The sequence below is a fragment of the Dokdonella aquatica genome (assembly GCF_051987395.1).
Classification (GTDB): Bacteria; Pseudomonadota; Gammaproteobacteria; order Xanthomonadales; family Rhodanobacteraceae; genus Dokdonella.
This window is the reverse complement of the sequence record NZ_CP197094.1, coordinates 4,057,488-4,071,271: the sequence shown is the minus strand read 5'-3', so window position 1 is coordinate 4,071,271 and position 13,784 is coordinate 4,057,488. Positions and strand designations below refer to the sequence as shown.

The window sequence follows — 13,784 nt, the reverse complement described above, 5'->3', positions numbered from 1 at the left end:
CGCGGTCATGGCCATGCTCGCCGTGCCTGCCATGAACGTAGGTCATGCGTTCGAGCCGATGCCGATCCCCGCCGTGGGCGATGTGCTCCATAGGCTGGGTCCGGTCGGCGAGCACGGCTGGGGCGACACCGACCTCGACGGCGACGGTCGCGTCGAGCTGGTGACCAGCTCGAACGGCCCCGCCGCCATCATCCTTGTCTATGGTCGTGTGGCCGGCAGTTCGGCGATCCGCCTCAAGCAACGCCTCTACGGTCCACCCGACAGCATCCGCGCACTCGCCACCGCTTCGACGGGCGACACGCGCGTCGTCACCGTCTCGCCGGACGCCTGGGTCACGCGTTACGGGGGATGGCCACTCGCACCGATCGGTTCATTCCCGCTGGGGCATACGGCAACGCTCGCGCGCATCGGCGACATCGACGCCGACGGCACGCTGGAGCTGCTCGTCGCCGGTGATGGCAGGCTCAGCGCCCACACGCTTGCGGACGGCACGCTCAAGTGGAGCATGAAGCTCCAGGTTGCGGATATCGCGCTCGCGGCGCTCGATTCGGATCCCGCGCTCGAGATCATCGTCGCCGGTGGTGACGGTTCGCCGGGCATCGTGCTGGACGGAGCGACGCTCATGCCTCAGTGGCAGCGCGCGGAAGGGTTCGGCAGCTACGTCGCGGCGGGCGCCCTGGGCGAGTCGCGCGAACCGGGATTCATCGGCGCACCGGATTGGGGCGCATTGTCCGGATACACGGCGGCGCCGTATGCGCACGCCTGGACCCTCGACAATGTCGATACCGACGGCGTGGCCGTCGGCGACACCGATGGTGACGGCCGCGAGGAGTTCGTGGTTGGTGACGGGCAGTGGGGCAGCATCAGGGTCTACGATGCGCCCACACGCCAGATGCTGTACACGATCCGCAACGGAGCCTGGGGCATGTGGGCGGTCGGTATGCTCGATCTCGACGGCGATCGGCGCGAGGAGGTGTGGTACAGCGCGCGGATCGAGCAGAGCACGGACAGGGAGTCGAGCTTCGCCGCGGCCATCCTGAATCCCATCAATGAGCTGCCGCGCCTCGTGATCGAAAGCCGTCCGCATGGCGCCACGGCGACGCTGCTTGCGGATGTCGACCAGGATGGCCGTTCCGAGTGGTGGGTCGGCACCTCCGTGTACGGTGCCTACAAGGGTCTCCTGCGCATGATGGATACGGCCACCACGGAAGAACGGTGGCGTGCGCCATATGTGCTCGCCAACAGTTTCGAACCGTTCCAGATGACGTATCGCAGCCTGCATGCCGCGCAGCTGGACGATGATCCCGCGCTCGAGGTCGTCGCGGTCGGTGGCAACGGAGAGAGCGACTTCCGCATCCTCGTGCTCGATGGCTCCACCAAGGCCGTGCAGGCGCAGATTCCCCAGCCGATCACCCGCTGGTACAGGACCCCGACGTCGAGTCGCCTCGTGCAGCATGTTCCCGGTGGGCCGCCGGAGCTCCTGGTCGCGAGCTACCAGTACGCAGCCCCCCAGAACGTCTGGCTCGAGGTGTACGCATTGCCCGGCGGCGAGCGGCTCTGGAGCAGCCCCACGCTCGGCGGCATGTACGACTGCAGCATGAGCATCGACGTCGGCAATCTGGACGACGATCCGTCCGACGAGTACCTGCTTGCGCACACCCGCGGCCTGACGGCCTTCGATGCGGCAACGGGACAGATCGACTGGACGCTGGAAGTCCCTACGGCAGGCGCGATCATCGTGCCGCAGGGGCAGGGCACCGAGATCTATTCGATCAGCCCTCTGGGCGTCGTCGACCGCTACGACGCCAGGACGTTGCAGGCCGTGGGCAGCTTCCCGCTTCCCGGGCCCATCGAGACACTCGCGCGCCTGCCCGGGCGCGATGACTGGCTGCTCGCCGTGGCGGGCGAACGCCTCCTCCTCATCGATCGCGAGGGCAACGTGCTGCGCACATCCGACTGGATAGGCGCGGGGCCCGGGTTCGGCGACAGCCTCTCCGTCGTACGTGACGGAAACGGATGGCGCGTCTCGATCGGTCGCTCGTTCACGACCTACCAGATGTGGATCGTGGAAAGCGATGTCGTCTTCACCCACGGCTTCGAGTGACGTCAGCCGGCTCGGGCAAGGTTGAGGCACGTCGTAACGGCGATCGCGCCGGCCACCCGGTGCCTTCGCCTCGAGGCGTGTCATTCCGGCGTAGGCCGGAAACGCTTCACGACAACACGTGGCGCAGGTCATCCAGGGCATTTCCGCTGAGGTAAGCGCCTCATCGCACAGGCCAGGCCCACGATCTCCGCTGGAGCCGCGTCCACATTGCCGCAGCGCCCCTTGCCGTACGCGCCCGTTCCGTAGTGAACTCGACCCATCGACACCACAGGGGGTGGAGATGGGGAAGGGACTCCAAGCGCATCGTGCGCGTGCTTCATGGCTTGTCGTCGGCCTGACGGCCTCGATGCTTGGCGCCTGCGCGCGCCAGGCGGATGAGGAACGCACGCCGCCGCCACGCAAGCCGCAGCAAGCCGGCCAGCCGCTTGATCCGACGCGAACCGCGGCACACATCGTCGGTGCACGTGTGTCCGCCGTGCTCGGCGACCAGAAGGCCGTCGAAGGCCACGCCCGCGCCGTCGCCGAGGACATGCGCCGCTCGGCGCGATTGCCCGATGCCACGCGCCCGATCCATCGCGAAGCCGCACGCGCCGCCGTGCGTCCGCTGGCCGGCGTGAAATCCGTGGTCTGGCTCGATCGCGACAACCTCATCGTCATGGTCGACGGCCAGCGGCATCGCACGATGGACATGATCGACGAGGTCTGCGTGACGCTCGAGCCGCTCGGCGACACGCTCGCCGTCGTCGTCAACCTGCAGGACGCGACCGCGCGCAACGGCGACGAGGCGATGACGCTGTCGCGCAACTGCCAGTTGCCGGAAGGGCAGAGGGCGATGCTGCAGCGCAAGCGGCAGGTCGATGTGGTCGACGCGGAGACGCGCGACACCTTCAAGGCCATGCAGAAGCGATGACGCGTCGTCCCGGCGATCCCGTGGATCGAGACGTCATGCCCGCACACATCACGCATGCTGCGCGCCGCCGACATGCCCATGCGCACACGAAGACCGCATAGCGCAGCAAGCCCCGCAGCGTGCCCCAACAACAATCCGATTTCAGGACCAACGCGTGACGACAAACACCCTAGCGATCACCCCATGGCGTTGCCAGTTCTGCCACGGCGCCACCAGTGAAACCTCGCGCGTCGTTGCGGGCGATTCGGGTTTCATCTGCGAAACCTGCGTGAAGCGTTGCATCACCGCGCTCGGCGAACACCCCGGTAAGGCCGAGACCGACGACGATGTCGGCCTGCGCTCGCGGCTCGAGCAGCATTTCGCGCCGCAGCGTCCGGAAGCGTTGTTGACCACCTCGCGATCGTTTCCGATCCGCCAGCAGGCCGATCTGCAGAAGGCCCTCGACGATCTGCTCGGCGAACGCCGCATCCCCGAGAACTTCGTCGGCGTGTTCATGCGCTACGGTGGCTACGAGTCGCTCACGTTTGCGCGCGTGCTTACGGACTCCCGCGGCGACTGAAAATGGCGCAGTTGCTAGTGTCTAAGTTGTACGATTTGACTCGCCGGCGATCAGGGGCAATGATGGTGCGATCGGCGAGTAAATGCTTTGCTACGCGCCAGAAATGAAATGAGGCGAAATCGTTCTTAATTCGCCGCATAAAGTTTATGTACTTAGTTCCTTGTTGCCACTTAAAGAGCGAAAAATATAATGCGATTTCAACCATCAGAGCCGGACATATCAACCATTTACAATAGGCTTGTTGATGGTGACATCGACTTGCAGCCTGATTTTCAGAGAGGCGATGTTTGGTCGCTACAGAAGCGACAGAAACTTGTAGATACAATACTAAGGGGTTGGATAGTACCTCCAGTCATAATTATCGCACAGAACAATGGTGGGCCTCAGCTAGTTCTTGATGGGCAGCAACGGCTAGCAGCAATAAGAGATTTTAAAGAGAACAAATTCAGAGTCGACGGTCACATTGAGCCTTTAAGTTATGAAGTAGAAAAGCTGGATCGGCTCTACTATTCACAGTTGCCGAATGATGTTAGAAAATTTTTTGACAAGGCAGTGATAAGAATTTTTGAGGTTACTGACTACAGGCCGGAGGAACCTGCTGAGATATTTTTTAGATTAAACCAACCAATGCCTCTGACGTCGGCAGAAAAGAGGAATGCATATATTGGCCCTGTTAGGGATCAGATTCGTAAGTTAGTCGATGAGTGCAAGGCGGATGACAAGCTTGGACAGATTTTAGGTTTTAGCAACGCGCGGATGGCGTATGACGACGTTCTCGCACGCATGGCTTGTGTGATGGAGCAAGGTACGTTATGGCAGAAAATAACTGCAGGTGCAGTTAATAGCATGTATCGAAGGTCCTCTGAAATAGAAGATGTAAAATACACAAGAATGTCGATGGCTTTGAAACGGCTGTCTTCTATAGCGGCCGAAGTTCGTCGAGTACCAGGCACGGGCGGAGAGCTAAAGCTCAACAAGGCTACATTTTTATCATGGCTTCTCTTTCTGTCGAGAATTTCCTCTTTTGAGAAGCCGAATATGCTTGCCGCATTCTTTGAGTACTTCGAGCTCCTTAAGAGTGGTGATTCAAAGATTTCGCCTCCTTCTTTTGGTAAGGATGATGGGGAACTATACTGGCCCGACGCTTTGGTTCCGGTTGTCTTGGTCTACTCCGATCGCGCAACCTCTCGTGTTACTGACGTTGCCTCACTGGTGCTTCGGGACATCGCGCTGTGGATCTCGTGGCATGAATTTTCGAAAGATCCGGATATTGAGTGCACAGATCCCGCTTATAGATACATTGGAAAGTACCGAAGTGCTGTATTCGGCGGAGAGTACGAACTGCATACCTCCATTGGATTTCCAGAGTTCAGTGACGAAAAGTTGTTGAGTTTCGCGTCGAGCATAAACTGGGCAAGGGAATTCTGAAATGCGAAAAGCTGATGTCGACGATGCATGGAAGCACTGCAGATCTTCAGCGGCCAAGGATCTCTTTGTAAGGTCGATAGAGTATAACAATGATGGTGATATTGAGTCGGTCTCCATAGAGTCCAGAGTAACTGCACTACTTGGCGCTAACGGCGTCGGTAAAACAGGAGCTCTTCTGGCTATGGAGGGTATTCTTAACCGTAGAGCCTATCATGATAGATCACCGGTGGTCCGTTTGCGTGGTAGCTACCGAGGCAAAGATTTCACAATCCCACAAGATGAAAGTGATGCGGAGATAACAGTCGTTTACTCTGACGTTTCTCGTGACGTCAACTATATACGTAGTAGAATCCATAAGATGAGCGATATAGATCAGTTTATAAAGGAGGCTGGCAGTAGAGTTTTGACGGGAAAAGATGCTGATTTTTTATGTCACGTGGCGTGTCAGTCCTACACTGAGATATCCGTCAGTGAAATAATATTACCTGACGATAAAGGTATAGAGAGTGAACCGGATGATAGCGAGCAAGATGAGAGTGTCTTTCCTTTCTTCAAGGTTGTTACACAGTCGCGTGCCTACGATTCTAGAGGAATGGGTTTCGGAGAGTATTGCGCCTTTTATACCATTTGGTTGATGCGACGCGCCGATAAGCACACTGTTATTCTTCTGGATGAGCCGGACTCACATTTGTCATCCGAGTCGAGACGTGGGCTGATAGATTCTATGGCGGTGATTGCTAACGATCGGAAGCTGATGATATTCTTCTCATCACATTCCGCAGAGCCAATGTACTCGATGCGAGAATCAGACCTCTGTCTTGTATACGTTAAGGCTGATGTTGCTAGGTCAACTCTTCTTGCAAACGTAAAAGAACGGCGCCAACTTATTAGACCACTTCGCTTACTTTCCACTAAGTGCTTGCTAATAATCGTCGAAGATGTGGATGCTCAAGAAGCAATTAAGCAGATAGTCTTTAATTTTAGCGGCGATTTGTCTAGATGGGTTGACGTGCAGATTGTGGCGGGCGGTGATTCGGAGGTTGTCAAATTCGTCGAGAAATTTCCCAAGAAATCTGTTATTTGCGGTATTATTGGTGTTCTCGATGGAGACAAGCGTGAGCATGGCGAATGCGCGAGTTTAGATTATCTTCCTGGACTTCATGATCCAATGAACGCATCGCGGTCTTTCATTAGGGATAGGCCTGAAGTACTGGCTGCTTCTCTTGGGATCGAAGCTGCGAGGATCGTAGACGCCATGATGGATATTGGGCATCGCGATTATCATGATTTTCCGAGTGACTTACGGGGGGCGTTAGGAATAGGTGACCAGTCTATAGAAATTATAAGATCGAAAATTATTGCGGCGTGGCTCACTGATTCGGAAATTTCAGCGGCGGGAAAGGAGCTCGCTGCCAGAATTTTTGCTCTGGCGAGCAGTCGGCCTCTGTCACTTGATTAAAATGGCCTTATTCAGATCTTTTATGCAAGTCGTTGCGCATTAATTTTGTTATTTTTCGATTTTTTGATGGGAGGCCTTTGGAATAATTTATGACGTTGTCCATCTCCCTCGAATGGTTCCTCAATCCCGACCATCTGCCGCTCATCGCGGGCATCGAACTCGGCTGGTTCCGCGATGCGGGCCTCGAGCTGGAGCTGCTGGTGCCGGATGACCACTACGACGGCCTTGCGGCGACGGTGAGTGGCGACATCGCGTTCGCGTGCAACGAGCCGTTGCACATGATCGATGCGCATCGGCCGGGTCTGAAGGCGCTAGGCTGCTTCTTCAAGACCGATGGTGGGATCCTGCTGCAGCGTGCGGCGGGCGAGCGTCTGCTCGCGGGCGGCACGGTGCGGCTCGCGTCGCCGGTGGCGGGTGGCGTGACCGACACGATCGCGCGCGAGATCCTGGCGCGCTGGTGTGCGCAGCGCGGTGCGGCGTTCTCGCCGGAGCAGGTGCAGATCGAAGGTGCGGGTTTCGAGCATCTGGCCAACCTGCGGGCCGGTTTCGACGGCGCATGGTTGTGCTTCGCCAACTTCGAGGGCGTCGAGGCGCGGCTCGAAGGCATGGACACGCACTTCATCACGAGCACCGAGGTTGGGCTGCACAACTTCTCGGCGCTGGAGCTGTTCACGTCGGAGCGTTTCCTGACCGAGCACGCCGACGTGGTCGCGACGGTCACGCGGCTGATCGGGCAGGGCGCGCAGCTGTGCCGCGACGATCCAGCCCAGGCGGCTGCGCTCTGGTACCGCTACAGCGGCACCGAACCGAGCGCGCTGATGGACGCGATCCTCGCCGACACGTGTCCGCGTCTTGTCAGTCGTGTGCAGCGGGATGCCGAGCGTTGGCGCGGCATGTGGGAGCAGTTCCACACGCTGGGCCTCAGCGCTGTGGACGCGGATGGATATGAGAATTTGTATACCTGACTTCTACTGAAGGCCGGACTTTTTGATTGGTGAGGAATGTTCGATGAGCAGACCATCAGTTCCTGATATCGGCTTGGTGTATTTCGAGTCGCTTGAGGACCAATCATTTTCTGATTTCAGGCGATACATTGAAGCTGATGGTCTTGCTGTTCGCGTTGAGTCGAGGCCGGATCCAGGCCCTTACGCGGGAATCGAGTGGTTGATTCCGACAGCAGTCATGGTGTACTTGGGGCGATCGTATTTTGATGCTTTTCTAAAGGAGGCAGGCAAAGATCACTACCACATACTGAAGAAGGCGCTGCATAGCTTGTCGTCCAGGTTTTTTGGCGATGGAGCGCCAAAAGGCAGGATTGTCTTCAGCAAGGGAAAGGCCGAGTCTGAGAACCCGCGCTACTCAATTTTCTATTCTGTGGTGGCTCAACTTGGCGATGGTTTTCAAGTAAAGCTTCTTCTTCAGAGCGATTTTGATGATGAGCTTTGCAATGAAGCGCAGAATCTATTCCTCGATTTCTTGTCTTCTGTATACGATGGCACCTTGGACATGAGCTCTGTCAGAGGATTGCCGGATGCCGTTCCCGTCGGCAACACGCTACTTATTGCTTACAACTCGAAAGATAAAATCCTCGAGGTCATCGACCCAATCGCCCAGCATCGTCAGCCAGGTAATAAGAGTTAGTCAGCGTAGATCCCATTCACCGTCATCAGCGTGGCTCTCAACGCCGTCCCACCGGCACCCTCACTCCCGCCGCAACGCCTCCATCGGATCGAGGTTCGACGCACGCCTTGCGGGCAGGTAGCTCGCCAGCACGCCGACCATCGCCATGAGCAGCGGCACCACGATGAAGGTCGCGGCATCGGTGGCCTGCACGCCGTAGAGCAGGCTGCCTAGCGCGCGCGTCGTAGCGAACGCGACGAGCAGGCCCATGACGAGGCCGACGCCGACCACGCGGGCGCCTTGTGCGACGACCATCGCGCGCACGCGCATCGCGTTGGCGCCGAGGGCCATGCGCACGCCGATCTCGCGGCGGCGTTCGGCGACGATGTACGAGAGCACGGCGTACAGGCCCACCGCGCCGAGCACGAGGGCGAGCAGCGCGGTGATGCCGAGCGTCAGCAGCGTGAAGTTGAGCTGCGTCATCGAGCGCTCGACCAGCGCCTCCATCGTGTTGACGCGGTACATCGGCGCCTCGGGCGCGATCTCCTTGACCAGTGCGCGGATCTGCGGCGCGATCGTGTCGGCGCGCGTGCTGCGCACGACATAGCCGGGCGAGGACACCTGGCGCTTGAAGTCGGCCGCGGGGCCGACCATCGGGAAGTAGACGAGCGCTTCGGGCTTGCCTTGCAGGCCATCCTGCAGCACGTCGTCGACCACGCCGACGACGGTTTCCCAGCTCGTCCTGCCGGCGCGTTGCAGGCGCTGGCCGACGGCATCCTTGCCGGGCCACAGCAGGTCCGCTGCGGACCGGCTCACGATCACGTTGCCGCGTGCGCCGATCTGGTCGTCGGTGGTGAACGGACGGCCGCCGAGCAGGGCGATGCCCATGGTCCTGAAGTAGTCGCCGGCGCTGTAGGTGGCGTGCAGCGGGATGCCTTCGCCGGTGTCGGCCGCGCCGGCCTCGGTGCGGATCTTGAGCGTGGCGGTGCCTTCGTCGATCGGCACGTTCTCGATCAGGCCGACCGATTGCACGCTCGGCAGAGCCGCCAGTCGCTCGAGGAAGGCGAGGTTGAAGTGCGCGTAGGTCAGCGGGCTGTTGAGCTCGGGTCGGTCCGGCGCGATCTGGAAACTCAGGATGTCGCGCGTGTCGTAGCCGGTCTTGACCTGGCGCAGCTCCCACACGCTGCGCAGCAGCAGCGCAGAGCCGATCAGCAGCACCAGCGCGAGCGCGGTCTGCCCGGCGACCAGGGCATTGCGCAGCCAATGCTGCGCGGCGGTCGAGCCGCGCCCGCCTTCGCGCAGGCGCGACATGTCGGGCGTGGCATCGCGCAGCGCGGCGAGGCCGCCGCAGAGCAGCGCCGACACCGCGGCGGCGAGGGCCGTGAAGGCGATCATCGGCACATCGACGCCGACCGCATCGAGCCGCGGAATGCCGCGCGGCGCGGCCTGCAGGAACAGCGGCAGCGTGAACGCGGCGAGCACGATCGCGACGCCGCCGGCCAGCAGCGCGATCAGCGTGGCCTCGGCCAGCTGCAGGCGCAGCAGCGCACCGCGCGAGGCGCCGAGCGCGTTGCGCACCGCGAGTTCGCGGCGACGCCCTTCACTGCGCACGAGGAACAGGTTGGCGACGTTGGCGCAGGCGATCAGCAGCACGATCACGCTCGCGCCGAGCAGCACCCACAGCGGGCGCGCGTAGGCGCCGAGCAGGCGGTCTTCGAGCGAGCGCACCACGGCGCGGTGCTGCTCGATGGTGCGCAGGTAGGAGGGCGTGCCGCCGAAGCGCTCGGGCACGCGCCGCGCCAGCGTGGTCAGTTCCTCGGCGAGCGCCTGGTGCGTCGCGCCGGGCACCATGCGGCCGACCATGTCGTAGTCGAAATCGCCGGTTTCCTTGATGTCGGACACCTTCATCGTGCCCGACACCCACAGCCTCACGTCCGCATACGGGTAGCGGAAGTCCGGCCCCATCACGCCGACGATGGTGCGGTCTTTATCCGAGACGAAGTAGCGCGCGCCGACCACGTTCGGATCGCGACCGAACCAGTCGTTCCAGAGGCCGTAGCTGATCACCACGGCGTTGTCCTCGTCGCTGTCGAGCGGCAGGCGACCGAGCACCGGCACCGCGCCGAGTGTCGAGAACAGCGAGTTGGTCGGCCAGCCCATGCGCACGCGCTCGACGCGATCGCCGACGCGCAGCGTGGAGGTGCCCGAGGCGCTCGTGGCGCTGTCCTCGAGCAGGCGCGACTGCTCGCGGTACTGCAGGAACAGCTCCGGCGACACCTGGAACTCGGCCGGCATGTCCGAACCCGGCGCGCTGGCCGAGATGAAGACCAGGCGATCGGGGTTCGCGTAGGGCAGGCGATCCAGCAGCACCGTGTTGACCACGCTGAACATGCCCGCCGTCACGCCGATGGCGAGGCCGAGCATGCCGACCGCCATGCCGACGAAACCCGGCGTGCGGCGCAACGTGCGCGCGGCACGCTGCAGATCGGCGAACCAGTGGGCAAGACGCATGGGGTGTCCTCGTGATCCGCAGGGGCCGCCCGAAGGCGTGTCGACCCGCCACGCCGGGCGCGGATCGTCCCCGTGCAACGCAAGCGGCGTGCCAGCGCGGGAACCGCGGCGTGGCGCGGGTTGGCGGCTCGGGCGAATGCTGCGCTGTCCGGCCGCGCACAGGCGGCGTCCGGTGGTGAACAGTGCGGACAGGTGGTGGTCGGCCGGCGGCGTGCGGACGATCGAGGCTGTCGATGCCGTCCTGCGATGACGCGCATCGCTGGCACGCCATGAAGGCGATCGCTGCCGTCAGGGAACCTTGCAGGTGTGAAGGAACATCGAGGTGTGAAGGGCTATCCAGATGCGAAGGACCATGGAGGTGTGAAGGACCATCCAGATGTGAAGGCCTCTCCACGCGCGATGCCCGATCCTCGGAGCGCACGCATTGCTCCCCTCTCCCCTTGCGGGAGAGGGGCTTGGGGGAGAGGGGTACGACGGCCTGAAAAGGCTCCGGCGTCGCGCGTCATAGCACCCTCATCCGGCCCTCCGGGCCACCTTCTCCCGGAGGGAGAAGGGAACGAACGCGCTCCGTTTCCTCGCTACAGCGACCTCAGGAAATCCAGCAGATCGTTCCGGTCCTGCGTGCTCAGTTGCTCGAAACGCTGACGACTCTGCTGGGCCTCGCCGTCGTGCCAGAGGATGGCCTCGGTGATCGTGCGGGCGCGGCCGTCGTGCAGGAAGCGGGCGTTGGAGACCGGATCGCGCGGCAGTTCGCCGATGTCGAAGCCCGAGGTGAGGATCGTGGACGGATCGGCCGCGGCGATCTGCGCGGCGGTGCGCTGCGTGTACGCGAGCGAGCCGAGGCCCCACAGCGGTGGCGTGCGCCACATGCGTGCGGTGGCCTGGCCTTCGGCGAGCGTGTCGGCGAGGCCTTCGCCCATGTCGTGCAGCAGCAGGTCGGTGTAGGGGCGGATGGTCTGGTTGCGCAGTTCGGCCATCGGGTGGTGGCTGGCCGTGGTCAGCTGCGCGCGGTGGCAGGCGCCGCATTGCGCCTGCGCAAAGACGGCCTCGCCGTTGGCGATGCGCGCGGGATCGATGTCGTGTTCGGTCGGCACGCGCTGGCCGGGGCCGTAGCCGCTGCGCAGGTTGCGTTGCGCGGGCACGCCGAGCAGTTCGATGTACTGGGCGAGGCGCAGCAGTTCATCGTCGTTGACGCCGGACACGGCCTGGGTCGCGGATGTGCACGCGGCCGACACGGGATCCTGCTGGCAGGCGCGTGAGCGGTACACGGGCGAGGTCACGCCCATGTCGAGCATGAGTGCGCTCGCGACCTGGTGGCGCACGCTGGCCTTGCCGGCTTTCCAGCCGAAGCGGCCGAGACGCGTGTCGCCGGTCTGCGGATCGGTCACCCAGTTCGGTACGCCGCGCACGCCGTCGCCGTTGGTGTCGCCCGGATCGGCCCAAGCGAGGATCGTCGCCTCGTCGACCGCTTCGAGCAGGCCCATGCCGATCACCTGCGAAGCCTGGCGCACCGAGAACTGCGCCGGCGTGGGACCGCTGAACGCGTAGGTCGGCTTGCGCAGCTCGATGATCGTGCCGTCGGCGAGCGTGCGCGTCTGCGCGGTGTTCGAAGCGAGACGCACGGTGTAATCGGCTGCGCCCGCGGCGGACGCGCGCTGCTGCACGTTCATGCCGTAGGTCGGATCCGGCGTGGTGCCGGCGGCGGAACTGCTCGTGGCCGTGAACACCGACAGCGTATCGAGCGGCTGGCCGACGCGCGGCGGCAGGCTGCGGCCGTTGAGCTGGTGGCAACCGAGGCAGCGCTCGGCGTTGAAGCGCGGACCGAGCTGGCCGGCGTGCGCGGTGAACACCGGATTGACGTTGGGACTTTCCGAATGCTTGCCGTCGGCGAACGAGGTGTGGAACAGGCGGCGTCCTTCGACGAAGCGCTGCATGTTGGTGAAGCCGATGTTGTTGACCGACTGCTGGAAGTTGCGCATCGGCTCGTCGGAATAGTTGTACGAGACGCTGGCCTGGCCACCGAGCAGGGACGAGGCGGGCAGCGGATGCGAATCCAGCAGCGGCGCGACGCCGTACCACGGCGCCATGCCGTGGCCGACCACGTAGAGCTGTTCGAACGAGTAGTAGCGGATGCCGCCGCCGTCGATCAGCGCATGCGCACCGTCGGTGTTGTCGAGGAACTGCGCGGGCGCGACCTCGATCTTGTCGCCGATCCGGAACGGCGTGCCGCCTTGCGGGGCGCGCCAGTTGTCGAGCACGGGGCCGTCCATGCGGCAGTCGAGTGGCGCCGAGGTGTGGTGGCAGCGGCGATTGTTCTCGATGACGTTGGTGAAGCCCTGATTGTTCATCCAGCCGTACTCGCCGACGTTCGGATCGACGCGGCGGAACAGGCTGATGCCGTTGTTGATGAAGGTACCGTTGCTGACGCGCAGGTAGAACGTGACGCGCGAGCGCCCGGCGGGCACCTCGTCGCGCACCATGAGGCCGTAGGTGCGGTTCTGGAAGTAGAAGGTCGGGAACGTGAAGTAGTTGCCGGGGCCGACATCGCGCGGATTGAACACCTGCGAGTTGGGCAGGTACCAGGGCTCGCCGCGCTCGCGCGCATGGCGGTTGGTCGGGCGGAAACCGGCCAGCGTGACGAGCGTGCCGTCAGGCTCCGAATACTGGATGTCCTCGGTGGCCGGCGTGCCTTCGGCGTAGAGCGGCGCGTAGGCGACGGGCGACGCGGCAGACGTCGCGCCGGTGCCGGCGGGCGCCTGACCCGTGGCGGACGCCGATCCGGCGCAAAGCATCGTGATGGCGAGCATCGCCGCGGAGGAGGCGGGTCGGAAACGGCGTTCGCTGCGCATGGTCGTGGCGAAGGAGGTGCCGGTTCCGGCGGTGGATCGATAGTGGTGCATCGCGTCATGCGTGTACGCGATGGCGGTCACCGAATCGTGATGACAGTCGAACGTTCGGGCGTCTGGATGGCTGGGCGATGCGATCAGCGCAGCGCGGGAGCTCCGAAGGCGATGACGAGGATGCTGCCTCGGAACACGTTTGCGGCGGAATCCGCTGCGCGGGTTCCGCCCTACGGGAGCGGGTTCGTGTTGATCGGTCGACGACGCTGCTTTGCGTAGGGCGGAACCGCCGCAGGCGATTCCGCCGGCGCGGAGTCGTGATGCCTGTCACCGGCCTGCGTCGGCGCGCGTGA

General features: G+C 62.5%; 9 protein-coding genes. 7 read left to right on the top strand and 2 right to left on the bottom strand.

Features of this window, described 5'->3' with window-relative positions; all coding sequences use genetic code 11:
• The first annotated feature begins 7 nt into the window (after positions 1-7).
• The 7 genes from ACQQ2N_RS18100 to ACQQ2N_RS18070 all read left to right on the top strand — a co-directional run bounded on the left by ACQQ2N_RS18100 (position 8) and on the right by ACQQ2N_RS18070 (position 8,101).
• The gene (locus tag ACQQ2N_RS18100; protein WP_440222967.1) at positions 8-2,104 is read left to right on the top strand and encodes a hypothetical protein; all 2,097 of its coding nucleotides are present in this window, start codon (positions 8-10) and stop codon (positions 2,102-2,104) included.
• A gap of 118 nt (positions 2,105-2,222) precedes the next feature.
• Positions 2,223-3,014, top strand: coding sequence for a hypothetical protein (locus ACQQ2N_RS18095; protein WP_440225825.1), 792 nt, complete (start codon positions 2,223-2,225; stop codon positions 3,012-3,014).
• A complete protein-coding gene (locus ACQQ2N_RS18090; RefSeq protein WP_440222966.1) occupies positions 2,962-3,573 on the top strand; it encodes a ClpX C4-type zinc finger protein in 612 nt (203 codons plus the stop codon). Before ACQQ2N_RS18095 ends, ACQQ2N_RS18090 begins: the two co-directional genes overlap by 53 nt.
• 189 nt (positions 3,574-3,762) lie before the next feature.
• Positions 3,763-5,001 (top strand): DUF262 domain-containing protein, encoded by a 1,239-nt coding sequence (locus ACQQ2N_RS18085; RefSeq protein WP_440222965.1) that lies wholly within the window; start codon positions 3,763-3,765, stop codon positions 4,999-5,001.
• Position 5,002: 1 nt separating this feature from the next.
• Positions 5,003-6,460, top strand: coding sequence for a hypothetical protein (locus tag ACQQ2N_RS18080; RefSeq protein ID WP_440222964.1), 1,458 nt, complete (start codon positions 5,003-5,005; stop codon positions 6,458-6,460).
• A gap of 89 nt (positions 6,461-6,549) precedes the next feature.
• The gene (locus ACQQ2N_RS18075) at positions 6,550-7,425 is read left to right on the top strand and encodes an ABC transporter substrate-binding protein (RefSeq protein WP_440222963.1); all 876 of its coding nucleotides are present in this window, start codon (positions 6,550-6,552) and stop codon (positions 7,423-7,425) included.
• 43 nt (positions 7,426-7,468) lie between these two features.
• Positions 7,469-8,101 (top strand): hypothetical protein, encoded by a 633-nt coding sequence (locus ACQQ2N_RS18070; RefSeq protein WP_440222962.1) that lies wholly within the window; start codon positions 7,469-7,471, stop codon positions 8,099-8,101.
• A gap of 60 nt (positions 8,102-8,161) precedes the next feature.
• Here the strand turns inward: ACQQ2N_RS18070 and ACQQ2N_RS18065 are convergent, their stop codons facing one another.
• Positions 8,162-10,591 (bottom strand): ABC transporter permease, encoded by a 2,430-nt coding sequence (locus ACQQ2N_RS18065; RefSeq protein WP_440222961.1) that lies wholly within the window; start codon positions 10,589-10,591, stop codon positions 8,162-8,164.
• A gap of 578 nt (positions 10,592-11,169) precedes the next feature.
• Entirely contained in the window at positions 11,170-13,521 is a 2,352-nt protein-coding gene (locus tag ACQQ2N_RS18060) for a di-heme oxidoreductase family protein (RefSeq protein ID WP_440222960.1), read from the bottom strand.
• Positions 13,522-13,784 lie beyond the last annotated feature (263 nt).

Coding starts and splice junctions, on each gene's coding strand:
- ACQQ2N_RS18070 (WP_440222962.1), top strand. CDS start 7,469: ATGAGCAGACCATCAGTTCCTGATATCGGCTTGGTGTATTTCGAGTCG.
- ACQQ2N_RS18090 (WP_440222966.1), top strand. CDS start 2,962: ATGTGGTCGACGCGGAGACGCGCGACACCTTCAAGGCCATGCAGAAGC.
- ACQQ2N_RS18085 (WP_440222965.1), top strand. CDS start 3,763: ATGCGATTTCAACCATCAGAGCCGGACATATCAACCATTTACAATAGG.
- ACQQ2N_RS18100 (WP_440222967.1), top strand. CDS start 8: ATGGCCATGCTCGCCGTGCCTGCCATGAACGTAGGTCATGCGTTCGAG.
- ACQQ2N_RS18080 (WP_440222964.1), top strand. CDS start 5,003: ATGCGAAAAGCTGATGTCGACGATGCATGGAAGCACTGCAGATCTTCA.
- ACQQ2N_RS18065 (WP_440222961.1), bottom strand. CDS start 10,591: ATGCGTCTTGCCCACTGGTTCGCCGATCTGCAGCGTGCCGCGCGCACG.
- ACQQ2N_RS18075 (WP_440222963.1), top strand. CDS start 6,550: ATGACGTTGTCCATCTCCCTCGAATGGTTCCTCAATCCCGACCATCTG.